We start from the raw sequence: 24,898 nt of genomic DNA, 5'->3' as shown, positions 1-24,898 counted from the left end.
GCGGCCTTCGGCTCGTTCGCGCGCGGGTCGATGCCGAAAGCGAGTCGGCCGGTCCACCGTAGCGTGCGCGGGGGCGACGGACCGACCAGAGCCCGAAGGTGGCCTCAGCTGCCCGTACCGGCCTTCCCCCAGTCCGGGCCCGCCCGGTCCCAGGCACGCTCCCAACTCGCGTACCGGCGGCGGACCATGCGCCAGAGGACGAGCCGCCGCGCGCTCTCCACGAGGCCGGCCGCCAGTACGGCGGCGCCGACGCCCGCCAGCACCGAGTGCGCCCGGGCGGTGGCGGAGTCCAGCGGCCGGGTCGTTATTCGCCCTCCCGGGTCCGTCCAGAGCCTGAAGTGCTCACCCGCGCGCGGGGACTTGACCTCCGCCAGCACCGCGCCCTGCCGCCGCGTGCCGTCCGGCGCCGTCCACCCGGCCACCACACGGCTGCGGGAGGTGCGCGCCACGCCCGTGTCGGCTTCGGTCTCGGGCGGGGCCTGCGCGAGCGTGCGCAGCACGGTGGCCGTGACGAGATGACGGGACTGCCGCTGCTCGAGCACCGACCGGCGCAGCGAGTCCTGGGCGGCCGAGCCGGTCACCGTCCCGATGACGGGCATCGCGACGACGGTCAGCAGCAGTGCCAGGAGACACACCCATGCCTCCGCCACATCGGTCGGGCGGCGCAGCGGATTGCCGCGCCAGCGCCACAGACCGCTGATGGTGCGCATGTGCCCACCCCCTTACCTCCGACGCCCCCTGTCCTGCCCCGTGCCGGCCCCGCTCATCCCCCGGCCCGGTGAAGAGGGCACGGGAGAAGGACATCATGTCCGGGCGGTTTCTCTCACGGAATTCTCATGTTCGTCCCAACGAGCGAGGCCGGGGACGAGTTCCCGTTCCCCGGCCCGGACAGCCGGAAGGCGGTGAGGGCGCGTCAGGTGTGGACGCGCACCGGGTCGCCGACCCGGATCGTGCCGGTAGTCAGGGGGACCAGGTTCTGTCCGAACAACAGCCGCCCGTCGCGTCTGCGGAGCCGCGCCAGGGTGTGGAGGGGCTCACGGCCGCGTACGCCGGTGCCCTGGTCGACCGTGGTCACGACACACCGCCCGCAGGGGCGGGCGACCCGGAAGCCGACGTCCCCGATGGTGAGCCGGGTCCAGTGGTCCTCCTCCCACGCCTCGGTGCCCGCGACGACCACGTTGGGCCGGAACCGGTTCATGGGCAGCGGCCCCTCGTCGGCGTGACGGCCCCCGGCGAGCGCCGAGTTGAGCGCGTCGAGCGAGGCGACGGTGGTGACCAGCAGGGGATAGCCGTCGGCGAGGCTCACCGTCTCGCCGGGCAGGGCGAAGTCGGGATCGACGGGACGGCGGGTGGCCGGATCGTCGAGATGGACCAGGCGGACGGGCGCTCCCAGGAAGGCGGAGCACCACCGGTGGGCGGACTCGTCGGCGAGGACGGCCTCCACCTTGCGGCCGAACAACATGATCGGCATGGTCCCGGCCGGACGGGGTACCGCTACCTCCAGCGGCGGATGACCGGCCGCCGACAGACGGATGCCGCCGCCGGGCGAGAGCTCGGCGACGGCGCACGACAGACGGGACTCCTCGCGTTGGGTGACGACCTTCCCCCCGTCGTCGATCAACGCCCAGCGCCGGTCACCGGCCAGTCCCCAGGGCTCCACCCCGGACTCCTGGAGCGTCAGGCTCCGGAACGCCTTGACCGGGTGGACGTGAATCGATCGCAGTACCGCGTTCCCCATGCCGCCACCTTGCCAGACGGCGCCGCACGGAGAGCCCTGTGGATCAGTAGCCGCGGTACTGCTGGTTGTTGTACGGCTGCTCCTGGTAGGGCTGCTGCGGCGGCCGGGGCGCGGCCGGGCGCATCGCCTCGTACCCGGTGCCGGCCGCCGGGCGCGGCTGCTGGGGCTGCGCGCCGGGGTAGCCGCGCGGGGCGCCGGCCTGCTGCGGGATGTAGGCCGTGGGGGTCGGCTGCATCGGGGCGGCCTGCGGCGCCTGCGGGTAGCCGTACGCCGGGGGCTGCGGCGAGGGGGCCGCGGGAAGGGCGGGGAGGGCCGAGGGCAGCGCGGGGAGGTTGCCGCCGGGGGAGGGCATGGCCGGAGCGGGCGGCATGCCCATCGCGCTGTCGTAGGCGGCCGGGACCCTGATCGGGGCGATCTGCGGGGTGCCGCGCTCGGCGACGAGCGAGTCGTAGATCGGGGTGTCCGGGAAGGAGGCGGAGTAGTAGCCGCCGCCATAGGTGGAGCGGGGGGAGGTCATGGCACATAAGTTAAGCCCACGATGTGCTGGTTGGGGAGACCGATAAGAGGGTTGTTTTCCGTGTCGGCGGCGATCTGCGATCGCTAATCCGAGCGAACTTGGCAAAAAGGGACCGCATTCGACGTTTGAATCGTGTAAAAGCCGAGTTCCTGCCGGGTTACCGGCGGTTGACGGAGCGTCGGACGATCTTCAGTTGGGGGCGGACATGTCCATGCCGAAGGGGTCGAACACACCCGTGCGCGCCACCGCGCTCCGCGTCGAGGTGATCCGCCGGGCGGGGCCCGGCATTCCCGGCGTGGACGCCTCGGCGCTCCTCCTCGCCGACGGCAGGGTCCGCGGGGACGCCGACCTCGTCTTCTACAACCAGCCCGAGCACCCCTCGGGCGCGGTCCGCCACCAGGGCAGCCGGACCACCGGCGAGCACGTCACCGACACCCTGCTCGTCGACCTCGCGCGGGTGGAGAGCGGCATCGGGCGGATCGTGCTCGCCGCCTCGGCCGACGGCGGCACCTTCGGCGCGGTCCCCGGCCTCGCCGTCCAGGTCTCGGACGCGGTCACCGGCGATGTCGCCGCCCGCTTCGACAGCACCGGGGCCACCGTGGAGAGCGCGTTCGTGCTCGGCGAGTTCTACCGGCGCCAGGGCACCTGGAAGTTCCGGGCCGTGGGCCAGGGCTACGACACCGGGCTGGAGGGTCTGGCGACGGACTTCGGCATCACCGTCGACGTACCCCAGCACCCGGCCGAGCCCCAGGCCGCCGTCGCGCCTCCGGCTCCCGAAGGACCCCCTGCCCCCGTCGCGCCCCCGGCTCCCGCCCCCGCCGCGCCCCCGGTCCGGCTCTCCAAGGTCACGCTCACCAAGGCGGCCCCCACCGTGTCGCTGGCCAAGCAGGGCGGCACCTCCGGCGTCATGCGGGTCAACCTCAACTGGCAGACGCGCAAGCGCCTCACGGGCCACCGCCGGGGCGGCGGACGCGGTGACCTCGACCTCGACCTGTGCGCCCTGTACGAACTCGCCGACGGCCGCAAGGGCGTCGTCCAGGCCCTCGGCAACGCCTTCGGCGCGCTCGACCGGCCGCCGTACATCCACCTCGACGGCGACGACCGCACCGGCGCCGTGGCGGACGGCGAGAACCTCACCATCAGCCTCGACCACAAGGAGCACCTGCGGCGCGTCCTCGTCTTCGTCACGATCTACGAGGGGGCCAGCTCCTTCGCCGACCTGCACGCCACCGTCACCCTGGAGCCGCAGCACGGCGCCCCCATCGACTTCTCGCTGGACGAGTGCACGGTGCCCTCCACGGTGTGCGCGCTGGCGCTGATCACCGACGCGGGCGGTGACCTCGTCGTCCGGCGCGAGGCCCGCTATCTGGTCCCGGAGCGCGGGGTGAGCCCGCAGCGCACCGTCGACCGGGCCTACGGCTGGGGCATGAACTGGACGCCCGGCCGCAAGTGACCCGCGCTCAGCCCTCGTCCGGCACCGCTTCGGGACGCCGGTAGGTGCGGCCCTTCCAGGCCGCGCCCCGGCCCCGGTAGTGCCGTACCGCCGAGTCCACGGTCATCAGCAGATAGAGGAACGCCGTGAACGGCAGCAAGGGTGCGAGCCACGGCGGCTGCCGGTAGTAGCGCAGCATGGGCACGTACGTCGCCGCCATGACCGCCCACGCCGCCGCCCCGAGGGCGCACGCGGGCGCGTTCCCCGTGACCGCGCCCGCCACCGCCGCCGCGGGCGGCACCAGATACACCAGCACGAGCCCCGCCACCGTGCCGAGCAGCAGCGGCGGGCTGTGCCGGAGCTGGGCGTACGCGCTGCGCGCGACCATCCGCCACAGCTCGCCCAGCCCCGGATAGGGGCGCACGCTGTCCACCCGGTCGGCCAGGCCCAGCCACAGATGGCCGCCGTTCGCCCGGACCGCCCGCGCGACTGCGACGTCGTCGATGACCGCGTGCCGGACGGCGTCGGGGACCCGGGCGCGCTCGGCCATGGCCGCCCGCAGCAGCACGCAGCCCCCGGCCGCCGCCGTCGTACGGGCCCCCCGGCGCCCGATCCACCGGAACGGGTAGAGCTGGGCGAAGAAGTAGACGAAGGCCGGGACCACCAGCCGCTCCCAGGGGCTCTCGACGCGCAGCCGGGCCATCTGGGACACCAGGTCGAAGCCGCCCGTGCACGCCGAGGCCACCAGGGCGCGCAGGCTGTCCGGGGCGTGCGCGATGTCCGCGTCCGTCAGCAGCAGGAACTCGGGGTCACGCGCGCGTGCCAGCGCGATCCCGTGCCGCACCGCCCACAGCTTGCCCGTCCAGCCCTCCGGCGGCTCGCCCGGACGTGCCACGGTCAGCGGCAGCCCGCCGTGCAGCCGGGACAGCTCGCGGGCGAGATCTCCCGTGCCGTCCCGGCTGCCGTCGTCCACCAGGAAGACCTCCGCCCGGCCCGGATAGTCCTGCGCGAGCAGCGAGGGCAGGCTCGCGGACAGCACGGCCGCCTCGTCACGGGCCGGGACCACCACGCAGACCGACGGCCACACCTCGGGGTCGCGGCGCGCGGGCAGCCGTACATCGGTGCGCCAGAAGAAACCCTGGCCCAGCAGCAGCCAGCACCAGACGGCGAGGGATACGGCGGCGGTCCACACGATGGCGCTCACGGGCGCAGTCTGCCCCACCGGAACGGCTCATCCGCGGCCATCGACTATCGTGGCCGGGTGAAGATCGCGCTCATGGACTCCGGAATCGGCCTCCTGGCAGCCACCGCGGCGGTACGCCGCCTTCGGCCCGACGCGGATCTCGTCCTCTCCCTGGACCCCGACGGCATGCCCTGGGGGCCGCGCACCCCGGAGGACCTGACCCGGCGCGCCGTGGCCGTCGCCGAGGCCGCCGCCGCGCACCGGCCGGCCGCCCTCATCGTCGGCTGCAACACCGCCACCGTGCACGCCCTGCCCGCCCTGCGCGCCCTGTGCGAGCCCGGCATCCCGGTGATCGGCACCGTCCCCGCGATCAAGCCCGCCGCGGCCGGCGGCGGACACGTGGCGATCTGGGCGACCCCCGCCACCACGGGCAGCCCCTACCAGCGGAACCTGATCGCGGACTTCGCCCGCGGCGTCCAGGTCACCGAGGTGCCCTGCTGGGGCCTGGCCGAAGCCGTGGAGCACGCGGACGAGCAGGCCATCGACGCGACCGTCGCCGCCGCCGCGGAACTCACCCCGCCCGACGTGACGACCGTCGTCCTCGGCTGCACCCACTACGAACTCGTCGCGGAGCGCATCCGCGCCGCCGTGCAGCGGCCGGGCGCCGCCCCGCTCGTCCTGCACGGCTCCGCCGGGGCCGTCGCCGCCCAGGCCCTGCGCCGCATCGGCGAGCACCCCGCCCCCGGCGCACCCGCCGAGGGCGCCCTCACCGTGCTGCTCAGCGGCCGCGACGGCGCGCTGCCCGCCGCCGCGCTGCACTACGCCGAGGGACGGCTGCTGCCCGCGGCCGGCCCGCTCGCCGACCGCATGTGACACCGGGCGCGGCCACCACCGGGCCGGGCGGTAGCTCTCCGTCACCACCGGCCACCGCGGCGAATCCTGGGTAACCTCATAGACATGAGGGAGCACCGCGACTTCGAGGACGCCTCGCACCCCGACGTCTGGACCGGACGCGCCACCAACCGCGTGCAGTGGGTACTGGCGCTGGCCGGCGCCGCCTGCATGGGGCTCGGCATCGAGCTGGCCGTGCAGTCCGCCTGGACCTCGGGGATCATCGCCCTGGTCATGTCCGTCGTGGGCTGCATCGCGGTCGGGCTGCTCGTCCTGTTCGGCACGCTCGCCTTCGTGCACGTCGACCTCAAGCTGGACCGGGACGCCCTGGAGATCCGCTGCGGCCACGTCGGGGTGCCGCGCCGCCGCATCCCGCTCACCGAGGTCGTCGGCGCCGACTACGTCGAGCACGTCACGCCCCGTCACTGGGGCGGCTGGGGCTACCGCTGGCGCCCCGAGAAGGGCACCGCCGTCGTCGTACGCCGGGGCGAGGGCATCGTGCTGAGCCTGTGGGACGGCCACACCTTCACCATCACCGTGGACGACGCCGAGTCCGCGGTCCGTGTCATCCGGGCCCGTCTCCGCGCGACCACCGCGAACAACGCCCACTGACCCCGCTCAGCCCACCTTCTCCTGCCGGGGCACCGGCTCCGCGCAGGGCGCCCGCTCCTCCTCGCCCCACGGGCGCGCCGTCGCCCACCCGGCCAGCAGTCCCGCGCCCGCCGTCACCGTGGTGAAGCTCAGCGCGTCGCCCACCGACGCGATCACCGCCAGCGCCGTGAGCGCCGCCCCGGCCGTCAGCACCACGGGCGTCGGACGGGCGGCCCGCCACAGGGCGTGCAGGACCCAGACGAACACGGCCGCCAGCAGCAGCGCCCCCACCACCCCCTGCTCGGCCAGCGACTGCAGCGGCGCCGAATGCGGCCGTCCCGCCGGATCGCCCGGGGTGCCGAACCGCCCCGGTCCCACCCCCCACACCGGTGCCTCGCCGGCCAGCCTCGCCGCCCGCGCCCACAGCCCCACCCGGTACGGGCCGATCCGCTCCGTGAACTCCTCGGCGGCACCGCCCGGCAGCACCCCCGACGCCAGCCCCCACACCGCGGCCACCGCCACACCGGCCGCGACGGCCAGACCGGCGAGCCCCGCGCCCCGGTACGGCATCGAGCCCGCGCCGACGGAGCACAGCAGGACCGCCGCCGCGGCCGCGCAGCCGCCCGGCGACCCCAGGAACGCCCCGGCCGGCACCACCGCGACGGCCAGCAGCCACAGCACCGGCCGTACGCCCGGCACCGGTGCCGACCAGGCGGCGCAGCACAGCGCCCCCGTGGCCAGCGCCAGCAGCGCGGCCACGGCACCCGCCTGGCCGAGCGGAGCCGCGTAGGAGTTGCCCGGCAGCGGGCCGGGCATGGTCACGGCCACCACCAGCGCGGCGCCCGCCCCGGCGCACGGCGCGGCCACCGGGAGCAGCGCCCCCGACATCCGCCCGGCCGCGCAGCCCGCGACCGTGGCGAGCACCGCCAGCAGCATGCCCTCCGGCCGCCCGTCATGGGCCGCCGCAGAGAGCAGGGTCCAGGCCGCGCACAGCCCCAGCAGGATCATCCCCGCCCCGTCGGACCCGTTCCGTTCCGTCCGGTGCGCGTCCGCAGCGCACCCCGTCCCCGTCGACGCCACCCGTAGCCCCTCGCACCCGGTCCCCCGACCTGTGGCCGCACCTCGCACGGCATCCGGCCGCACCGCCGAGGCTCGGCACACGCTAACGGCTGGGAGCCGGTCTGTGGACGACTTGCGCGGGAACGTCGTGGTTCCGGGCGGCGCCCACCGGCATGTCAGGGGGCGCGCGGACCGCCGTACACTCCCCAGGGTGACCGTCACCGCAACTTCCCGGGACCAGCCGGACCGGCTCCGGCCGTCCCCGGCGCAGAGCGGGCGCGCCCGCCGGCCGCGCCGCCTGGTCCCGGCCCTCGTGTCCGCGCTGAGCGGCGTGCTCCTCTACGTCAGCTTCCCGCCCCGCACCCTGTGGTGGCTGGCGCTGCCCGCCTTCGCGTGCTTCGCCTGGGTGCTGCGCGGCCGGACCTGGAAGGCGGCGCTCGGCCTGGGCTATCTCTTCGGCCTCGGCTTCCTGCTGCCGCTCCTGGTGTGGACCGGCGTCGAGGTCGGCCCCGGCCCCTGGCTCGCGCTGGTCGTCATCGAGGCGGTCTACGTCGCCCTCGTCGGCGCCGGCATCGCCGCCGTGTCCCGGCTGCCCGCCTGGCCTGTGTGGGCGGCTGCGCTGTGGACCGCCGGTGAGGCGGTGCGCGCGCGGATGCCCTTCGGCGGCTTCCCCTGGGGCAAGGTCGCCTTCGGACAGGCCGACGGCGTCTTCCTGCCGCTCGCCGCGCTGGGGGGCACCCCGGTGCTCGGCTTCGGCGTCGTCCTGTGCGGCTTCGGCCTGTACGAGGCCGTGCGGTTGGCCCTGCGCCGCCGCGACGGCGAGGTGCGCAGGTCCGCCGCGGCCGTGGCCCTGCTGAGCGTGGCCGTCCCTGTCGCGGGCGCGGTCGGCGCCCGCGCGCTGGTCAGCGACAAGGCCGAGGCCGGGACCGCGACCGTCGCCGTGATCCAGGGCAACGTGCCCCGCTCCGGGCTCGAGTTCAACGCCCAGCGGCGCGCCGTGCTCGACTACCACGCCCGGGAAACCCTGCGGCTGGCCGCCGAGGTCCGCGCGGGCCGGGCACCGCGCCCCGACTACGTGCTCTGGCCGGAGAACTCCTCCGACATCGACCCCTTCGCCAACCCCGACGCGGCCGCCGTCATCCAGGGCGCCGCCGAGGCGATCGGCGCGCCCGTCTCCGTCGGCGCGGTCGTCGAACGGGACGGCAGGCTGCTCAACGAGCAGATCCTCTGGGACCCGGCCAAGGGCCCCACCCAGACCTACGACAAGCGCCAGGTCCAGCCCTTCGGCGAGTACCTTCCGCTGCGTTCGCTCATCGGCGCGATCAACGACGAGTGGACCAGCATGGTCCGCCAGGACTTCGACCGGGGCGACAAGCCGGGCGTCTTCCGCTTCGGCCGCGTCGAGGTCGGTCTCGCCACCTGCTACGAGGCCGCGTTCGACTGGGCCGTGCGGGACACCGTCACCCACGGCGCCCAGATGATCTCGGTGCCCAGCAACAACGCCACCTTCGACCGCAGCGAGATGACCTACCAGCAGCTCGCCATGTCCCGCGTCCGCGCCGTCGAACACAGCCGGACCGTGACCGTGCCCGTGACCAGCGGTGTCAGCGCCGTGATCATGCCCGACGGGCGGGTCGCCCAGCACACCGGCATGTTCGTGCCCGCGCACATCGACATGAAGGTGCCGCTGCGCACCTCCGAGACGCCCGCGACCCGGCTCGGCGTCCTCCCCGAGACGGCGCTCCTGCTGGTCGCGGCGGGCGGCCTCGGCTGGGCGGGCGCGGCCGCGGTGCGCCGTCGGCGCGCCGGTGGCGCGTAGCCGTACGACCGGTGCCGCGCCCCCGGCCGCGGCCGGAGGCGCGCGCTCGGCCCCTTAGGGTCGAGGCCATGGCCACACCTGAATTCATCACCACCCTCCGGGCCAGCGCGGGCCATCAGCTGCTCTGGCTCCCCGGCGTCACCGCGATCGTCTTCGACGACGAGGGCCGGGTCCTCCTGGGACGCCGCACCGACACCCGCAAGTGGTCGGTGATCGGCGGCATCCCGGAGCCGGGCGAGCAGCCCGCCGCGTGCGCGGTGCGCGAGGTCTTCGAGGAGACGGCGGTGACCTGCGTGCCCGAGCGGGTCGTCCTGGTCCAGGCGCTCCAGCCGGTCACCTACGGCAACGGGGACATGTGCCAGTACATGGACATCACCTTCCGGTGCCGGGCCGTGGGCGGGGAGGCGAAGGTCAACGACGACGAGTCGCTGGACGTCGACTGGTTCGCGGTGGACGCCCTGCCGGAGCTGAACGAGTTCTCGCTGCTCCGGATCAAGCAGGCCATGTCCGAGACACCCACATGGTTCGACCCTATGACTCTCGGCTGAAGTATGGGTTCTCGCCCTATGTGGTGAGCCGGGGGCGCGTCACTAGGGTCGGAACATGATCTCGCCCAGCCCCCAGCCCAGCACCCCATCCGCCCTGGACCTCACCGGCCGGGTCGCCCTCGTCACCGGAGCCGCGGGCGGCATCGGCAGCGCCTGCGCGCTGCGGCTCGCGGCGGCCGGGGCTGAGGTGCGCGCCGTCGACCTGGACGCGGCGGGCCTGGCCGGGCTGGCCGGACGGGCCCGGGGACTGGCGGGCGAGATCCTGCCGCGGGTGCTGGACCTCACCGACCTCGACGCCGCCGAGCGGGCCGCCGCCGGAACCGACGTGCTGGTCAACAACGCCGGACTCCAGCTCGTGCGGCCGCTCCACGAGTTCCCGCCCGACGTCTTCCACACCGTGCTCACCGTGATGCTGGAGGCGCCGTTCCGGCTCATCCGTGGGGCGTTGCCCCACATGTACGACCAGGGCTGGGGGCGCATCGTCAACGTGTCCTCCGTCCATGGTCTGCGCGCCTCCGCCTTCAAGTCGGCCTATGTGGCGGCCAAACACGGGCTGGAAGGACTGTCCAAGACGGCCGCGCTGGAGGGCGCCCCCCACGGTGTGACGTCGAACTGTGTGAATCCGGCCTATGTGCGCACCCCCCTGGTCGAGAAGCAGATCGCCGACCAGGCCGAGGCGCACGGCATCCCGGAGGAACAGGTCCTCTCCGAGGTGCTGCTCAAGGACAGCGCGCTGCGACGGCTCATCGAGCCCGAGGAGGTGGCCGAGGCGGTCGCCTATCTGTGCGGCCCGCAGGCGTCCTTCGTCACCGGCACCTCCCTGGTGCTGGACGGCGGCTGGACCGCCCACTGACCGGCGTCCGGAGCGGTCCGGCGCGGGTTGTCCACAGGGCTGACGTGCCGGTACCGCGATGAGCGATCCTGTGGCCATGTCTCCCGACCGACTCAAGTCGGCCGCGCGCCCCGACACCGGGGACGCCGCGGCGGGGGCCGACGCCTGCGCGGAGGCCCCGTACCTCGAACTGCTCGCCCGTGACGCCTCCCCGGAGGCGTACGAACGCCCCGTCCTCCGAGCCCGCGCCGAGGGCTTGCCCGCCGGACGCGTCGCCGCGCTGGAACACGCCAAGTTCCTCGCGCTGCGCGTCCGCGCCGAACTCGAAGGCCGCCGACGCCGGGAGGCGGAGCTGTCCGCGCTCTTCGAGACCGCCCACGACCTGGCGGGGCTCAGGGACGTGGACGCGGTCCTGCGGGCCATCGTGCAGCGCGCCCGCTCCCTGCTCGGCACCGACATCGCCTACCTCAGCCTCAACGACCCGGTGCGCGGCGACACCTACATGCTGGTCACCGAGGGCTCGGTCTCCGCCCGTTTCCAGCAACTGCGCCTCGGCATGGGCGAAGGGCTGGGCGGACTCGTCGCCCAGACCGCCCGCCCCTACGTCACCGACGACTACTTCCAGGACGCCCGCTTCCAGCACACCGACACCATCGACGGCGCGGTACACGACGAGGGGCTGTTCGCCATCGTCGGGGTCCCGCTGACCCTCGGCACGCACGTCATCGGCGTGCTCTTCGCCGCGGACCGCCGGGCGCGCGTCTTCGAACGCGAACAGATCGCCCTGCTCGGCTCCTTCGCCGCCCTGGCCGCGGCCGCCATCGACACCACCAACCTGCTCACCGAGACCCAGGCCGCGCTCGCGGGACTCGAACGCGCCCATGAGGTCATCCAGGACCGCAGCGCCGTCATCGAGCGCGCCTCCGAGGTGCACGACCGCCTGGCCGAACTCGTGCTGCGCGGCGGGGGAGTGCACGACGTGGCCGGCGCCGTCGCCGAAGTCCTCGACGGAGCGGTCGAGTTCACCGAGATCGGCACCACGCCGGCCGAGGCGCTGGAGGCGTCCCGCGCACAAGGGCACGCCGTGCGCCACGGCCCCGACTGGATCGCGGCCGTGGCCGCCGGTGAGGAGGTGCTCGGCGCGCTCGTGCTGCACGGTCATCCCGACCTCGATCCGGTGGACCAGCGCACCCTGGAGCGCGCCGCGATGGTCACCTCCCTGCTCCTGCTCGCCCGCCGCTCCGCCGCCGAGGCCGAACGCCGCGTGCGCGGCGAACTGCTGGACGACCTGCTCGACGCCCGCGACCGCGACCCGCGCCTGCTGCGCGAACGCGCAGCCCGGCTGGACGCCGACCTCGACGCCACGCACGCCGTCCTCGCCACACGCATGGATGCGGCCTCGGCCGACGCCGACGAGGAGGCGGCCGCCCGGCGCCGCCTCTGGTCCGCGGCCTCCCACCTCGCCACCACACGGCACGGCCTGGCCGCCACCCGCGACGGCGGCACGGTCCTGCTGCTCCCGCTCGAAAGCGGCGACACCGCCACCGACCTGGCCCGCCGTACCGCCCGTGAACTCGGCATCGCCGTCCACCAGCCGGTCACCGTGGGCGCCTCCGCACCCGTCACCGGACTGGCCACCCGACCCGACAGAGTGGCCGCCGCCTACGCCGAGGGCCGCCGCTGCCTGGACGCCCTCCACCTGCTCGGGCGGGGAGGGGACGGCGCGGCCGCCGAGGACTTCGGCTTCCTCGGCCTGCTGCTCGCCGGGGACCGGGACATCGGCGGTTTCGTGGAGCGCACCATCGGCCCCGTCGTGGCCTACGACGCGCAGCGCGGCACCGACCTGCTGCACACGCTGGAGGCCTACTTCGCCGCCGCGATGAGCCCGGCCCGCACCAAGGACGTGCTCCATGTGCATGTGAACACCGTCGCCCAGCGGCTGGAGCGGGTGGGACACCTGCTGGGGGCGGACTGGCAGACACCGTCCCGCGTGCTGGAGATCCAGCTCGCGCTGCGGTTGCACGGGTTGGCGGGGACCGGGCGTCGCTGACCGGCACCCGCGCGGGGTGCCGGCCGGGGCCGGTCAGGGGGCCGGGGTCTTCGCCACCGGGTCCACCGGGTCGAGCGAGGCGGACGGAGAGGCGTCGGCCGTGACGTCGGCGAGGTCCCGGTCGCGGGTCTCGCGGGCCACGCCCACGGCGACCAGGGTGAGCAGGACGACGCCGATGACGTACAGGGCGATCGGGGTCGCGTTGTCGTACGCGGCGAACAGCGCGGTGGCGATCAGCGGGGCGGGCGCACCGGCGGCCACGGAGGAGAACTGGGCGCCGATGGAGGCGCCGGAGTAGCGGACGCGGGTGGCGAACATCTCCGCGAAGAAGGCGGCCTGCGGAGCGTACATCGCGCCGTGGAGGATCAGGCCGACGACAACGGCCAGCACCAGCCGGCCGAAGGTGCCGGCGTCCACCAGCGCGAAGAAGGGAAAGATCCACAGGCCCACGCCGGCCGCGCCGAAGAGGTACACCGGGCGCCGTCCGACCCGGTCCGACAGCGCGCCCCAGGCGGGGATCACCGCGAAGTGGACGGCGGAGCCGATGAGTACGGCGTTGAGCGCGGTCTGCTTGGAGACGTCGGCGGCGGTGGTGGCGTAGACGAGGATGAAGGCGGTGATGACGTAGTAGCTGATGTTCTCCGCCATGCGGGCGCCCATCGAGATGAGCACCTCGCGCCAGTGGTGGCGCAGTACGGACACCAGCGGCAGCTTCTCCGCCGCCTCGCCGTCCCGCGCCTCGGCCCTGGCCAACGCCTGCTTGAAGACGGGCGATTCGTCGACGGAGAGGCGTATCCACAGGCCCACGAACACCAGCACGCCGGAGAGCAGGAAGGGGATGCGCCAGCCCCAGGCGGTGAAGGCGTCGTCCGAGAGGATGGCGGTGAGCAGGGACAGCACACCCGTGGCGAGCAACTGCCCGGCGGGCGCGCCGGTCTGCGGCCACGAGGCCCAGAAGCCGCGCCTGCGCGCGTCCCCGTGCTCGGACACCAGCAGGACGGCGCCGCCCCATTCGCCGCCCAGCGCGAAGCCCTGCACCAGCCGCAGCGCGGTGAGCAGCACCGGTGCGGCGGTGCCGATGGTGGCGTGGGTGGGCAGCAGGCCGATGGCGAAGGTGGCGCCGCCCATCAGCAGCAGGCTCAGCACCAGCAGCTTCTTGCGCCCCAGCCGGTCCCCGAAGTGCCCGAACACCAGCGCCCCGAGCGGCCTCGCGGCGAACCCGGCCGCGTACGTCACGAACGCCAGCAGTGTTCCGACCAGCGGATCGGAGTCCGGGAAGAACAGCTTGTTGAACACCAGGGCCGCCGCCGACCCGTACAGGAAGAAGTCGTACCACTCGATGGTGGTGCCGATGAGGCTCGCGGCGACGATGCGGGGGAGGTTCGCCGGAGGCGGGGGAGCGGTGTGCTCGGCTGACATGTGCGCCACTTCCTTGTGTGCGGTGGGGACGGGGGGTGTCGGGACACCGTAGAAACCCGCAGTTCAAGCGCACATGTGGTGAGGCACCATAGTTCGGTGCGGGAGTGTGCGTGCTGCCCCCATGCGAGGGTGTCTGCCATCCGTGGCATGCCGGGCGGGGCGGTCGTGTCCTCCCTCCGGCAGGCTCGTTCCCACCGCATGAAGAAGATCATCACGCTCGCCGCCCTTGCCCTGGCCGTCGCGGCCGTCGCCACCCCCGCGCACGCCGACAACGACTCCAACTTCGGCGGCGGCATCAACGCCGCGAACAACTGGAACTTCACCGCCGCGGCGGTGTGCCTGCAGGAAGTCGCGGTCGTCCCCGTCCTCGGCGACTACGTCAGCGACCACGTCAACAACTGCTCCAACGGCAACGTCATCGACCACTCCGGCAAGTGACACCCTGAGCTGCGGGTCGGCCCGCGCGAGGCGCCCGTACGACGCTGCCGCCGTTCACGGCATCCCGTGAACGGCGGCAGCGCGGCCTCTACTCCCCGGTGACCAGGAACTCCACCTCCGGCACCAGGTACGGCCCGTACCGCATCCGTGAACCGAGCGCCTCCAAGCGGGCGTACCGCTCCGGGGAGAGCCGTGCGCCGGTGCGGAGTCCGTGCTCGCAGACCGCTCGCAGCAGCAGCCGGAACGCCAGCTCCGGCGTGCAGCCGGTGGCGCAGTGCGCCAGGGCGGTCCGGGTGCCCTCCGGGAGGTCCTGGGCCCGGTCGATCTCGGCCAGGACCGCGTCCGAGTCACATGACCCGTCCTCCAGGTCGGCGCCGGCGAGCGGCGCGGAGCCCGGCCTGACGGCGAGCCAGGCGTCGCACTCGGCGACGACGGCACGCATCCAGGCCGTCCCCGAGGTGAATCCCCGGGGCGGGTCGGAGAACACGCCCCCGGGATTCGTCGCGGCCTGCCAGAGCGTCTCGATGTCCGCCCGGCCGAGCCCGTCCGCCAGGCGAACCGCGTCCCGGCGCAGTGCCAGCACCGCCTTTGGCCCGAGATCCGGAGCCAGGTGGTACCGGACCGCCTCCGGACCGGTGGCCGTGCCGCGCGTCCAGTCCGCGTGGAACATCGTCGTCAGCCACGACAGACCGAAGTCGCCCTCGTCGAACCGTTCCGGCGGTTCCGGCCGTTCCGAGCGTTCCAACGTCGCCCCCTCCTAGACCGGGTACGCGGTGTAGACGTAGTAACCGAACTTGTGGCCCTTGGCCCGCTTGAGCACGATCTTGTAGCCGTTGCCCGCGGCTGTGAAGCTGCCGTCGGCCTGGGCGACGTACCCGAGTGAGTTCTTCGCCCCGAAGTACCCCGTCAGCGCCTTCTCGCGGGCGCTGCCGCGCAGCCACCGCGTGATCTCCCCGGCCTTGTCCGCGAGAGCGTAGTCGACGACCTGCTGGGCCGTCTGGACGTCGAGGAACACCCCGTTCGGGCCGCCCTTCTCCTCGGCCAGCGCCTTGGCTTCGTCCCGCGTGACGTACCCGGCCGTGTGCTCGTCCAGGGCGTGCGCCAGACGCGGGAACGCCTGGTCGTCGGCCACGAGGTCGTTGCAGTTGTGGACCAGGACCGGGGAGTTCTCCGCCACCGCGTAGAAGGTGTGCAGACCCGACACCGTCAGGTCGTACACGGTCCGCGGCCGGGACTCGTGCCGGCCGGACACCTCGGTCACACGCCGGGGCGTACCGTCCGGGCCGCGCAGCGCGTCACCGGCGCGCAGGTCCGAGGCCAGGGTCCAGCCGCGGCCCGTGACGAAGAACCGGTGCCCGGGGGTGGTCGTCAGGCTTCCGCCGTCCGCCAGGACGACGTCGAGCAGGTCGGTGGCGGTGTGGTGGAAGGTGCGCGTGACGGGCTCGCCCCGGGTGCGCAGGGTCGCCGGATCGGTCGCCAGCAGCAGATCGCCGGGGCGCACGTCACGCAGCGCCTTGCGCCGTCCGTCGGCCAGCACCACCTGGGTGGAACCGGGGAAGCTGTTCGTCCGGCACGCCGTGCGCAGTTCGTCGAAGGCGTTCACGCTCCGCTCGACGGCGGCGACGGTCTGGGCGTCCACGTCCAGGGCCTTGAGCGCCTTCAGCGCGTCGGACACGCCGACACCGGTGCGCAGGGACGCGTCCACCGCCCGGATCGCCTCGGTGATCCGCGCCATCGGGCCGCCGATCGGAAGCCAGGTCGCCGCCCAGGCGCAGTCGCCGTAGCTGCCGCTGCCGTCACCGTTCAGCTTGTGGTAGCAGCCGGTGAAGTCACCGATGATCGAGTCGTAGATGCCCTTCCAGACGTCCTTGGTCACGTCCCACGCGGAGACCTTCACCGTCTTGGACAGGCCGGTGAACGTCTGCGTCTTCAGGAACACCGTGTCCTCGGCGGGACAGCCGGACTCCGTCGCCGGTTCGTCGGGGTCGAGGCAGAGGTAGTAGCTGACGACCGCGTCGAAGTGGGCGACGAAGACCATCGTGTTGCAGTCGATGCCGTGGCACTCGTTGGGCAGGCGTTCGGGTTCGCCGCGCTGCCTGATCTCGTCGATGACCGAGAACACCCCGCCGACACCTGTCGCCGCGCCCGTCTGTACCTGCTTGCCCGCCTCGGCGCGCTCGGCACGCTCGGCCGCTTCCTGCGCCTCGTCGGCGTACCTGTCGGCGTCCTTCGCCGCCGTCTCGGCCTCGGTGGCCGCAGTGTCGGCGCGGTCGGCCGCGCTCCGGGCGTCCCGCGCGTCCTGTTCTGCGGCGGAGGCGGCCGAGCGGGCCGCGGCCGCGTCGAGTTCCGCGGCGTCCGCCGCGTCACGGGCGTCGCTCGCCCAGCCCTCGGCGTGGTCGGCGGCATCGTCGGCGGCCGCCGCGTCGCTGGTGGCCTGCTGGTCGTACTCGATGGTGCGGGCCAGCGAGGAGGCCGCCGCGGCAGCCGCCTTCGCCGCCTCGGAGGCGTAGCCGAGGGCCTGCTTGGAGTAGGTGCGGGCGTCGGCGGCGTACTGGGCCGCGGTCGCCGCGTGCTGGTAGGCCTCCTTCGTATCACTGGACGCCTGGTCGGCGATGTTCCTGGCCGCCTGCGCCTCGCCAGCCGCGTTCGCGGCGTGGGCGTCGGCGACGGCCGCCTGCTGCTCGGCGACGGACTTCGCGCCCTGCCCGGTCAGCACGACCAGGCCGGCGGCCGCGTCGGTGTCGACGTACGGGGCACCGAGCTGGACCGCGTCGTTGGCCGGAGCGGCCACCTTCGCCGCGGCCTGGTGCGCGTCCGCCGCCGCCTGGGCGGTGACATGGGCGTACCCCGCCGCCTTCACCGCGGCCGCGAGCGCGATGGCCGCCTGCTTCTTGGCCTCGTCGGCCTGGTTCCTGGCGTCCTTGGCGTGCTGCTCGGCCTCGTCGGCGAGGGCGACGGCGGTCTTGGCCTCGGACGAGGCGTCCTGGGACGCCTTGATGGCGTCGGCGACCGCGCTGGTCGAGGTCCGCACCGCCGCGTCGGCCTTCAGCTTGTCCGCCTGGGCGGCGTCGGCGGCCGCGCGGGACCGCTTGGCGGCCGCTTCCGCGCGCGTGGCGGCAGCGTCGGCCTCGGCGGCCGCACGGGTGGCGGCGTCGGCCTCGGAACGGGCCCGGGTGGCCGCCGCCTCGGCGTCGGTGGCCGCCGCGTCCGCGCCGTCCGCCGCGGCACGGGCCGCGTCCGCCGCGTCACCGGCGGTCAGGGACTCGGCGTAGGCGTCCTTGGCGTCGGCCTTGGCGCGGGCCGCGTCGGCCTTCTGCTCGGCGTCCCACGCGTCGTCGCGCTTGTCCTTGGCCCGGTCGCGCGCCGCGACCGCCTCGTCCCGCCGGTCCCCGGCGGTCTTCTCGAACGCCTCCGCGCTGTCCCTCGCGTCCTTGGCCCTGACCGCCTCGGCCTCGGCGTTCTGCCGGTGTCCGGCGGCCTCGGCCCGCCGGGCCGTCGCGGTCTCCTTCTCCGCCTTGGCCGTCCGCTCCTCGGCCTCCGCGGTGAGCCGCTTGGCGTGCGCGTCCGCGGCGGCCGCCTTCGCGTCGCCCTCGGCCTTCAGCGCGACGGTGAGCTTCGCCTCGGCGGTCTCCTTGTCCGTCCTGGCGTTGTCCCGGTGCAGCCTGGCGGCGTCGGCCGCCGCCTTCGCCTGCCACTCGGCGCGGGCGGCCGCCTCCTTGCGGAACTCCGCCTTCGACTGGGCGGCCTGCGCCAGGGCGCGCTGGGTGATGGCCGCGCTGTCACCGGCGGACGCGCGCGTGGCCGCCTCGGCGGTCTCACCCGCCTTCGCCAGAGCCTGCAGCGCCGCCACGGCGCCCCTGGTCACCTGGTCCTTCTGCTGACCCACCAGCAGTCCCCGGCCGCGCGGGGCTCCGCTCGCGTCGGCCACGCCGTACGCGGACTGCAGCGCGGTGTCGGAGGTGGTGGCCGCCTTCTGGGCGGTGGCGAGCTGCGCCTGCACGACGCCGAGCTGTTTCTTCGCCTCCGCCTGCGCCGCCGTGACGTTGGCCTTCGCCTGGTCCACGTCGGCCTTCGCCGCGACGGTGCCCGTGTGGCCCTTGGGGACGACGCGCAGCTTCTGCGCGCTGGAGCCGTTGCACGTCGAGGAGACGGCGTCCTTGCTGTTGTCGAACGTCGGCAGGTGCAGGCACTTGCCCGACGCCGCGTTGCGCAGCGCGCCCACGTTGCGGACGTCGAACGTCCACTGCTGGGCCTTCGTGCCGGCGCAGTCGCGGATCTGGATCTTCGTGCCGTCGGCGGTGGCGCCGCCCGCGACCTCGAGACACTTGGAGGAGTTCGGGTTCAGCAGCTGGTAGCCGCCCTCGTAGGAGCCCCACAGCTGCCACTTCTGCGCGGCGCCGCCGTTGCAGGTGTAGATCTGCACCGGGGTCCCGTTGGTCTTGGCGCCGCCCTGGACGTCGAGGCACTTGCCGGTGGCCCCGGGTACCTGGATCTCCAGCGGGGCGTCACCGATCCAGCCGATGCCGCCTTCGGTGGAGTAGTCCAGCCACCGGGTGGAGTAGTCCGCGATCCAGGACTGGCCCAGTTCCCTGCCCAGCGCGAACGCCCCGTCCTGGAGGGCCTTGGTGGCGGTCGCGCCGGCACCGAGTATCTGCTGGCGCTGGGTGGCCTGCGAGGCGATCTCCTGCTGCCACTCGGCGGAGGCCTGCGCCACCTCCTTGCCCAGGACCCGGCCCGGGTCGATCGGATCGTGCCACGCGCACGCGGCGAAGCGGGACTTCAGGTCCTCGACCGCGATACGGAACTCCGCGGAGTCCGGAGCCGGGGCCGTGGTCGGGAAGCCACCGGAGGAGAGGAAGACGCGCGCGTCGTCGGCGAACACCCGCGGCACGAACATCACGTTGGGCTCGATCTTGCCGGAGTTCTTCTTCCACAGCTCCCACGCCTGCCGCTCCTGCGGCGTGCCGCCGGAGGTGTAGCGCTCGTTGCCGATCGTGAGCGCGGCGGCCTTCGTGGCGTCGTCGGCGGTGGGCGACGGGTCGTAGAAGGGGGAGAAGAGGTCGACCGCCTTGAAGTACGACTGCCACAGCCACGGGCGCAGGCCGACCTGGTCGAAGATGTCACCGGCCCCGCGCGGCGCGCCGGGGTAGGAATCCAGGCCGCTGACCGCGCCGGACCAGGACTGACCCTGGTCCTGGAGCTTCTGGGTCCACTGGTCGGTGTTGTCGCTGTCGGCGTAGAACGCCTGGTGCAGGGGCGTGTTGTTGTCGGAGAGGTTCCGGTCGACCTTCTGGTGCAGCTGGTCGGGGGTCAGTCCGATGGCGCCCTGCGCGAGAGCGGACAGGTTGGGTCCGCCCTGGCGCAGCGCGTCGGCGGCGACGCACTGGTCCTGGCGCAGCCGTTCGGCGGCGGAGGTGTCGTAGCCGTCGTAGGAGTCCCCGACGAGGCCGGTGCGATCGCCGCCCGCGAGGCGGGGCAGGGAGGCGAGGCCGGCGATCACGGCGACGGCGGTGAGAAGGAGGATGACGCGGGCGAACACGCCCGGACTGCCGGAGCCGGGCATGCGGGAGCCCGGTGATGTCGAACGCAAGAGGGTCTCTTTCCTCACGGGTCAGCGCGAATCAGGGCACACCTCTGTCGACCCGGCCTCGCTCGGAGTGCGGCGAACGCCTTCGGTGATCGGTCCGTGGGCGGGGGCGGTGCGCCCCTCCCCGTGAGCGATGGTGTCCCCAGTCGCTGGTCATCGCGCCCGGTCGGCGGCCTGTCTCCGGCCTGTTCCGCAACGCGCGTAGATAGCTTAAGTGAACACGACAACGCCCGTAACCTCCCATGCGGGACGCCGAGTTGCTCGCGCGAAGCCCCGCACGGCCGCGAACGGGCGGGCGGAGTGGGCGAATCCGCAGGTCCGGCCGGGGGTGTGTATGGCCGTACTGTGATCATCTTGTGCGCGTGTGTCCTGAATGCGCGGCGGAAGATGGCCATTTCTCGCCTCTCGCGGGCGGCACGGCGCATCCGCGCTCCTCCTCCGCCCCGCCCGCCTCCCGTGCACGGCGCGGCACTTGATACCCCACTTCCGCCCGTGCCACTCCTCCCCCTCGATGCACGGTTGCGCCGCACCAGCGCGTGATCACTCGCGCTACGCCGAGTGCTTCCGACAGGGGGTTTGCGCAACTCGAAGATCGAGTCCGCCCCTTTCACGCCTTACCCCTTGATCGCGCGCGCTGTTTGGCTTGGCGCAGCACGCACACCGTCTGAGATGGGAGGACAGTGTCCACACCGGACCTCGCCACCGCTTCCGCCGTCGACGGACCCGAACCGGTTCCGCCGGGCGGCAGGCCGGCCACCAGCCTGGGCACCCGGGCGGCCCGGCAGCTCGCCACCACGACCAAGTCGGCGCCCCAGATGCAGGGCATCTCCTCGCGGTGGCTGCTGCGGACGCTGCCCTGGGTGGACGTGCGGGGCGGTGCCTACCGGGTCAACCGGCGTCTCCAACTGCGCGCCGGCCGCGGGCGGGTGCACTTCGAGCACAACGGCGCCGACGACATCCGGGTCGTCCCGCAGACGCTCACCGAGCTGCCCGTCCTGCGCGGTTACCCCGACCTCGACGTGCTGCGGGAGCTGGCCTCCCGCTTCCGGCCCCGCGAAGTGCGGCCCGGACAGGTCCTGTTCGAGGCGGGCCAGCCGGTCACCGAGGCGTACCTCGTGGTGCACGGCCGCTTCACGCGGTACACGGCCGGGAAGTACGGCGAGGAGGAGATCCTCGGGGTCGTCACCGACGGCGGCCAGCTCGGTGACGACGCGGTCGGGCAGCCCGACCCGCTGTGGCCGGCCTCGGTCCGGGCGGAGACCGCGGGCGTGGTGCTCGCGCTGCCCTGGACGGCCGTGCACGAGCTGACCGAACGCGCGCCGTCACTCGCCGCGCACCTGAGGGCGTACACCGAGCGGCAGGCCCGGCCGGCGAACCGCAAGGGCGAGGCCGAAGTGCCCCTCCAGGCCGGCCATGTGGGCGAGGAGACCCTCCGGGGCGGCTTCGTCGACTACGAACTCTCGCCGCGTGAATACGAGTTGTCGCTCACCCAGACCGTGCTGCGGGTCCACACCCGGGTCGCCGACCTCTACAGCGAACCCATGGACCAGACCGCCCAGCAGCTGCGGCTGACCGTGGAGGAGATCCGCGAGCGCCAGGAATGGGAGCTGGTCAACAACCGGGAGTTCGGGCTGCTCCACAACATCGACCACGGCCAGCGGATCAGCACCCACAGCGGTCCGCCGACGCCGGACGACATGGACGAACTCCTGACGATGCGGCGCGGCACCAAGGTGTTCCTCGCCCATCCGAAGGCGATCGCGGCCTTCTTCCGGCAGTGCAACCGGCGCGGGCTGGTGCCGGGCACCGCCAGCGTCGAGGGGCGTGAGGTGCCCGCCTGGCGCGGTGTCCCGATCCTCCCGTGCGGCAAGATCCCCGTCACCGGGGACCACACCAGCAGCATCATCGCGATGCGCACAGGCGAGGCCGCCCAAGGGGTCGTCGGCCTCCACCAGACCGGCATCCCCGAGGAGTACCAGCCCTCTCTGAACGTCCGCTTCATGGGCATCGACGGCGCCGCGATCGTCAACTACCTCGTCACCGCCTACTACTCGCTGGCGATCCTGGTCCCCGACGCGGCGGGAGTCCTGGAGAACGTACAGATCGGCCGGACGGCCGAGTGACGGTCTGGAGCACGCCATGAGCACATCCACCGACTCCTACGCGCTGCCCGGACCGCCGGACATCGCCCGGAGCCTGCGCCGGGAACGGCGCACGGGAGCGATCCCCGGACTGCACCACCGGCCCGCCGCGCCCGCCGACCCCGTCAAGGCGGCCGAGATCGACCGCCGGCTGGAGACCTGGGCGCGCGGCCTGGACCTGTTCCCCGAGGCATGGGCCGGGGACTTCTCGGGCTTCCAGTTCGGACGCGCCGTCGTGCTCCAGCACCCCGGCGCCCTTGACCTGGAACGGCTCACGGCCGCGGGGAAGCTGCTGCTCGCGGAGAACGTCGTCGACTCCTGCTACTGCGAGGAGGACGAGGGCCGCGGCGGCGCCCGGCGCGGGCTCGGCGCCCGGCTGATCATGGCCCAGTCCGCGATCGACCCCTACCACGGCGTCCCGGAGCTGGAGGAGGAGTGGCGGGAGGGCATGCGGGCCGACGGCCCCCTGCGCTCCTACCACTTCGCCCTCGCCGACTACGCCGGCTTCGCCACCCCCAGCCAGACCGACCGGTTCGTGCACGACATCGCCCGGCTGCACATGGGCTATCTCGCGGAGGCGGCCTGGGCCGAGACCCGGTACGTGCCGCGCGTGTGGGAGTACCTGGTGATGCGGCAGTTCAACAACTTCCGCCCCTGTCTGTCGATCGTCGACGCGGTGGACGGCTACGAACTGCCCGAGCAGGTCTACGCCCGCCCCGAGATCCAGCGGATCACCGCCCTGGCCTGCAACGCCACGACGATCGTCAACGACCTGTACTCCTTCACCAAGGAGCTGGCCAGCGACCCCGACCACCTCAACCTGCCCCAGGTCGTCGCGGCCAACGACCGCCGCGGGCTGAAGGCCGCCTACCTGCGGTCCGTCGAGATCCACAACCGGATCATGGAGGCCTTCGAGGAGGAGTCCGCGCTCCTCTCGGCCGGCTCGCCCCTCGTGGAGCGCTACGTCCAGGGCCTCGCCGCCTGGGTGTCCGGCAACCACGAGTGGCACGCCACCAACACCCATCGCTACCACCTGCCGGACTACTGGTGAGGGACCCCCACGGGCGACCGTCACCGCTGTCCCGGAACACCGTCACCTGCAACAAGGAGTCACCTTGACGACCGTCCCTGCTCCGACCGCCCCGGCCACCTCCGTGCCGACGCAGTCCACGTACCAGAACCGGGTCGCGGAGTACTGGAACGCCGAGGAGAACCCGGTCAACCTCGAACTCGGAAAGCTCGACGACCTCTACCACCACCACTACGGCATCGGCGCCGCGGACCGCTCGGTCCTCGACGACCCCGACCCGGTGGGGCGCAGGGAGCGGATCACCGCCGAACTGCACCGACTGGAGCACGCCCAGGCCGAGTTGCTCGCCTCCCACCTCGGGCCGCTGACCCCGTCCGACCGGGTCTTCGACGCGGGCTGCGGCCGCGGCGGCGGCAGCGTCACCGCACATCTGCGCCACGGCTGCCACGCCGACGGCGTCACCATCTCCGCCAAGCAGTGCGCCTTCGCCAACGAGCAGGCGCGCATCCGGGGCATCGACGACAAGGTGCGCTACCACCACCGCAACATGCTCGACACCGGCTTCGAAACCGGCGCGTACGCGGCGTCGTGGAACAACGAGTCCACCATGTACGTCGAGCTGGACCTGCTCTTCGCCGAGCACTCCCGGCTGCTGCGCCGGGGCGGGCGGTACGTGACGATCACCGGCTGCTACAACAACACCTACGGGCAGGCCTCGCGCGAGGTGTCCCTGATCAACGCGCACTACATCTGCGACATCCACCCGCGCTCGGAGTACTTCAAGGCGATGGCCCGAAACCGCCTGGTCCCGGTCCACGTCGAGGACCTCACCGCGGCGACCATCCCGTACTGGGAGCTGCGCAAGGAGGCGGACCACCTGGTCACGGGCATCGAGGACGCGTTCCTGGACGCCTACCGCAACGGCAGCTTCCAGTACCTGCTGATCGTGGCCGACCGGGTCTGACCCGAGGACCCGTCAGGGGCGGCGTCCCACCGGGGCGCCGCCCGCTCGGCATTCTCTGGGTAAAAACTCCGTTGTCATACGTACAACCCTCGCGCCGCGATCCGGGTCGCATCCGGTGAGCAAGCGTCCGGTTCCGGCCCCGGAGAAGTCGGCCGGCCGGTGGTCGACGACATCGGAGGGTCCGTGCCAGGGAGAAGAGCGAGTGCCGGCGGACGGCGATCAGGGCCGTCCGTGGCGGCGGCGGTCGCGGCCGGGCTGCTGCTGAGCCTCGGCCCGGCCCATCCGGCCGCCGCCGAGGACGACGGGCTCCGCTTCGACGGGGCGATCGAACGGGTCACCGTCCACCCGGGTGCCGGGCTGTACCTCTCCGGGGGGTTCACCAACGGCACCGACCGGACGCTGGACGCCGTGTACCTGCAGGTCGAGCTCGACCGCCAGTTCACGATGGTCAGCGCGTTCCGCAACTGCTGGTACTCCGCCGCGGACACCGAGGTCCGGGTGAACCGCATGACCTGCCGGCTGGAGGGCGCGGTGCGGCCCGGCCGGTCCTAGTCCGTGTCCGCGAAGTGGCGCCTGGCTCGCGGCGTCTGGCACGCACGCTCGCCGCGTTGTCGGGATCGCCCTCGTACATCCAGTACGAGGGCGACCCTCCGCCTTGC

20 protein-coding genes are annotated in these 24,898 nt (G+C 73.4%); 12 read left to right on the top strand and 8 right to left on the bottom strand.

Features of this window, described 5'->3' with window-relative positions:
* Window positions 1–104: 104 nt before the first annotated feature.
* The 3 genes from ABZ898_RS28715 to ABZ898_RS28705 all read right to left on the bottom strand — a co-directional run bounded on the left by ABZ898_RS28715 (window position 105) and on the right by ABZ898_RS28705 (window position 2,255).
* Window positions 105–710, bottom strand: coding sequence for a hypothetical protein (locus ABZ898_RS28715; RefSeq protein WP_361665053.1), 606 nt, complete (start codon window positions 708–710; stop codon window positions 105–107).
* 203 nt (window positions 711–913) lie between these two features.
* Window positions 914–1,738 (bottom strand): MOSC N-terminal beta barrel domain-containing protein, encoded by an 825-nt coding sequence (locus tag ABZ898_RS28710; protein WP_361665050.1) that lies wholly within the window; start codon window positions 1,736–1,738, stop codon window positions 914–916.
* A gap of 43 nt (window positions 1,739–1,781) precedes the next feature.
* Window positions 1,782–2,255 carry a DUF6643 family protein gene (locus ABZ898_RS28705; RefSeq protein ID WP_361665047.1) on the bottom strand — a complete coding sequence of 158 codons (474 nt, stop codon included), beginning with the start codon at window positions 2,253–2,255 and terminating at the stop codon, window positions 1,782–1,784.
* Between the two features lie 211 nt (window positions 2,256–2,466).
* Here ABZ898_RS28705 and ABZ898_RS28700 point away from each other — a divergent pair, with 211 nt between their 5' ends.
* Window positions 2,467–3,708, top strand: coding sequence for a TerD family protein (locus ABZ898_RS28700; RefSeq protein WP_361665112.1), 1,242 nt, complete (start codon window positions 2,467–2,469; stop codon window positions 3,706–3,708).
* A gap of 7 nt (window positions 3,709–3,715) precedes the next feature.
* Here ABZ898_RS28700 and ABZ898_RS28695 read toward each other — a convergent pair whose 3' ends face one another.
* A complete protein-coding gene (locus tag ABZ898_RS28695) occupies window positions 3,716–4,891 on the bottom strand; it encodes a glycosyltransferase (RefSeq protein WP_361665044.1) in 1,176 nt (391 codons plus the stop codon).
* Window positions 4,892–4,963: 72 nt separating this feature from the next.
* Here ABZ898_RS28695 and ABZ898_RS28690 point away from each other — a divergent pair, with 72 nt between their 5' ends.
* Both ABZ898_RS28690 and ABZ898_RS28685 read left to right on the top strand, forming a co-directional pair.
* Window positions 4,964–5,743 carry an aspartate/glutamate racemase family protein gene (locus ABZ898_RS28690; protein ID WP_361665109.1) on the top strand — a complete coding sequence of 260 codons (780 nt, stop codon included), beginning with the start codon at window positions 4,964–4,966 and terminating at the stop codon, window positions 5,741–5,743.
* An 84-nt stretch (window positions 5,744–5,827) separates the two neighbouring features.
* Window positions 5,828–6,373, top strand: a complete 546-nt coding sequence (locus ABZ898_RS28685; protein ID WP_361665041.1) for a hypothetical protein — start codon at window positions 5,828–5,830, stop codon at window positions 6,371–6,373.
* Between the two features lie 6 nt (window positions 6,374–6,379).
* Here the strand turns inward: ABZ898_RS28685 and ABZ898_RS28680 are convergent, their stop codons facing one another.
* Entirely contained in the window at window positions 6,380–7,360 is a 981-nt protein-coding gene (locus tag ABZ898_RS28680) for an O-antigen ligase family protein (protein WP_361665037.1), read from the bottom strand.
* A gap of 262 nt (window positions 7,361–7,622) precedes the next feature.
* Here ABZ898_RS28680 and lnt point away from each other — a divergent pair, with 262 nt between their 5' ends.
* The 4 genes from lnt (at window position 7,623) to ABZ898_RS28660 (ending at window position 12,660) form a co-directional block, all read left to right on the top strand.
* Window positions 7,623–9,230 carry an apolipoprotein N-acyltransferase gene (gene lnt, locus ABZ898_RS28675; RefSeq protein ID WP_361665034.1) on the top strand — a complete coding sequence of 536 codons (1,608 nt, stop codon included), beginning with the start codon at window positions 7,623–7,625 and terminating at the stop codon, window positions 9,228–9,230.
* A 68-nt stretch (window positions 9,231–9,298) separates the two neighbouring features.
* The gene (locus ABZ898_RS28670; protein WP_361665031.1) at window positions 9,299–9,778 is read left to right on the top strand and encodes an NUDIX domain-containing protein; all 480 of its coding nucleotides are present in this window, start codon (window positions 9,299–9,301) and stop codon (window positions 9,776–9,778) included.
* A 55-nt stretch (window positions 9,779–9,833) separates the two neighbouring features.
* Window positions 9,834–10,631 carry a 3-hydroxybutyrate dehydrogenase gene (locus tag ABZ898_RS28665; protein ID WP_361665028.1) on the top strand — a complete coding sequence of 266 codons (798 nt, stop codon included), beginning with the start codon at window positions 9,834–9,836 and terminating at the stop codon, window positions 10,629–10,631.
* Between the two features lie 76 nt (window positions 10,632–10,707).
* The gene (locus ABZ898_RS28660; RefSeq protein WP_361665025.1) at window positions 10,708–12,660 is read left to right on the top strand and encodes a GAF domain-containing protein; all 1,953 of its coding nucleotides are present in this window, start codon (window positions 10,708–10,710) and stop codon (window positions 12,658–12,660) included.
* 33 nt (window positions 12,661–12,693) lie between these two features.
* On the opposite strand, the gene ABZ898_RS28655 is transcribed toward ABZ898_RS28660, so the two are convergent.
* A complete protein-coding gene (locus tag ABZ898_RS28655) occupies window positions 12,694–14,079 on the bottom strand; it encodes an MFS transporter (RefSeq protein ID WP_361665022.1) in 1,386 nt (461 codons plus the stop codon).
* Between the two features lie 198 nt (window positions 14,080–14,277).
* Here ABZ898_RS28655 and ABZ898_RS28650 point away from each other — a divergent pair, with 198 nt between their 5' ends.
* Window positions 14,278–14,517, top strand: coding sequence for a hypothetical protein (locus ABZ898_RS28650; RefSeq protein ID WP_361665019.1), 240 nt, complete (start codon window positions 14,278–14,280; stop codon window positions 14,515–14,517).
* An 88-nt stretch (window positions 14,518–14,605) separates the two neighbouring features.
* Here ABZ898_RS28650 and ABZ898_RS28645 read toward each other — a convergent pair whose 3' ends face one another.
* Window positions 14,606–15,262, bottom strand: coding sequence for a hypothetical protein (locus ABZ898_RS28645; RefSeq protein WP_361665016.1), 657 nt, complete (start codon window positions 15,260–15,262; stop codon window positions 14,606–14,608).
* Between the two features lie 12 nt (window positions 15,263–15,274).
* A complete protein-coding gene (locus ABZ898_RS28640) occupies window positions 15,275–20,080 on the bottom strand; it encodes a ricin-type beta-trefoil lectin domain protein (RefSeq protein ID WP_361665106.1) in 4,806 nt (1,601 codons plus the stop codon).
* A 704-nt stretch (window positions 20,081–20,784) separates the two neighbouring features.
* Between ABZ898_RS28640 and ABZ898_RS28635 the strand changes: the two genes are divergently transcribed.
* From ABZ898_RS28635 to ABZ898_RS28620, 4 genes are all read left to right on the top strand, one after another.
* Complete coding sequence (locus tag ABZ898_RS28635; RefSeq protein ID WP_361665013.1) at window positions 20,785–22,227, top strand: family 2B encapsulin nanocompartment shell protein; 1,443 nt, start codon at window positions 20,785–20,787, stop codon at window positions 22,225–22,227.
* A gap of 16 nt (window positions 22,228–22,243) precedes the next feature.
* Window positions 22,244–23,296 (top strand): family 2 encapsulin nanocompartment cargo protein terpene cyclase, encoded by a 1,053-nt coding sequence (locus tag ABZ898_RS28630; protein WP_361665010.1) that lies wholly within the window; start codon window positions 22,244–22,246, stop codon window positions 23,294–23,296.
* Between the two features lie 64 nt (window positions 23,297–23,360).
* A complete protein-coding gene (locus ABZ898_RS28625) occupies window positions 23,361–24,239 on the top strand; it encodes a geranyl diphosphate 2-C-methyltransferase (RefSeq protein ID WP_361665008.1) in 879 nt (292 codons plus the stop codon).
* A 231-nt stretch (window positions 24,240–24,470) separates the two neighbouring features.
* Entirely contained in the window at window positions 24,471–24,791 is a 321-nt protein-coding gene (locus ABZ898_RS28620; RefSeq protein ID WP_361665004.1) for a hypothetical protein, read from the top strand.
* Window positions 24,792–24,898: the final 107 nt, after the last annotated feature.

The organism is Streptomyces sp. NPDC046860 (assembly GCF_040645115.1).
In the GTDB taxonomy this organism is placed as follows: domain Bacteria; phylum Actinomycetota; class Actinomycetes; order Streptomycetales; family Streptomycetaceae; genus Streptomyces.
This window is presented reverse-complemented; position numbering and strand designations above follow the sequence as displayed.

Excerpts from the sequence above, each read along its gene's own strand:
- ABZ898_RS28715 (WP_361665053.1), bottom strand. The coding sequence starts at position 710 with ATGCGCACCATCAGCGGTCTGTGGCGCTGGCGCGGCAATCCGCTGCGC.
- ABZ898_RS28710 (WP_361665050.1), bottom strand. The coding sequence starts at position 1,738 with ATGGGGAACGCGGTACTGCGATCGATTCACGTCCACCCGGTCAAGGCG.
- ABZ898_RS28705 (WP_361665047.1), bottom strand. The coding sequence starts at position 2,255 with ATGACCTCCCCCCGCTCCACCTATGGCGGCGGCTACTACTCCGCCTCC.
- ABZ898_RS28700 (WP_361665112.1), top strand. The coding sequence starts at position 2,467 with ATGCCGAAGGGGTCGAACACACCCGTGCGCGCCACCGCGCTCCGCGTC.
- ABZ898_RS28690 (WP_361665109.1), top strand. The coding sequence starts at position 4,964 with ATGGACTCCGGAATCGGCCTCCTGGCAGCCACCGCGGCGGTACGCCGC.
- ABZ898_RS28685 (WP_361665041.1), top strand. The coding sequence starts at position 5,828 with ATGAGGGAGCACCGCGACTTCGAGGACGCCTCGCACCCCGACGTCTGG.
- ABZ898_RS28680 (WP_361665037.1), bottom strand. The coding sequence starts at position 7,360 with ATGATCCTGCTGGGGCTGTGCGCGGCCTGGACCCTGCTCTCTGCGGCG.
- ABZ898_RS28670 (WP_361665031.1), top strand. The coding sequence starts at position 9,299 with ATGGCCACACCTGAATTCATCACCACCCTCCGGGCCAGCGCGGGCCAT.
- ABZ898_RS28665 (WP_361665028.1), top strand. The coding sequence starts at position 9,834 with ATGATCTCGCCCAGCCCCCAGCCCAGCACCCCATCCGCCCTGGACCTC.
- ABZ898_RS28660 (WP_361665025.1), top strand. The coding sequence starts at position 10,708 with ATGTCTCCCGACCGACTCAAGTCGGCCGCGCGCCCCGACACCGGGGAC.
- ABZ898_RS28655 (WP_361665022.1), bottom strand. The coding sequence starts at position 14,079 with ATGTCAGCCGAGCACACCGCTCCCCCGCCTCCGGCGAACCTCCCCCGC.
- ABZ898_RS28650 (WP_361665019.1), top strand. The coding sequence starts at position 14,278 with ATGAAGAAGATCATCACGCTCGCCGCCCTTGCCCTGGCCGTCGCGGCC.
- ABZ898_RS28640 (WP_361665106.1), bottom strand. The coding sequence starts at position 20,080 with ATGCCCGGCTCCGGCAGTCCGGGCGTGTTCGCCCGCGTCATCCTCCTT.
- ABZ898_RS28630 (WP_361665010.1), top strand. The coding sequence starts at position 22,244 with ATGAGCACATCCACCGACTCCTACGCGCTGCCCGGACCGCCGGACATC.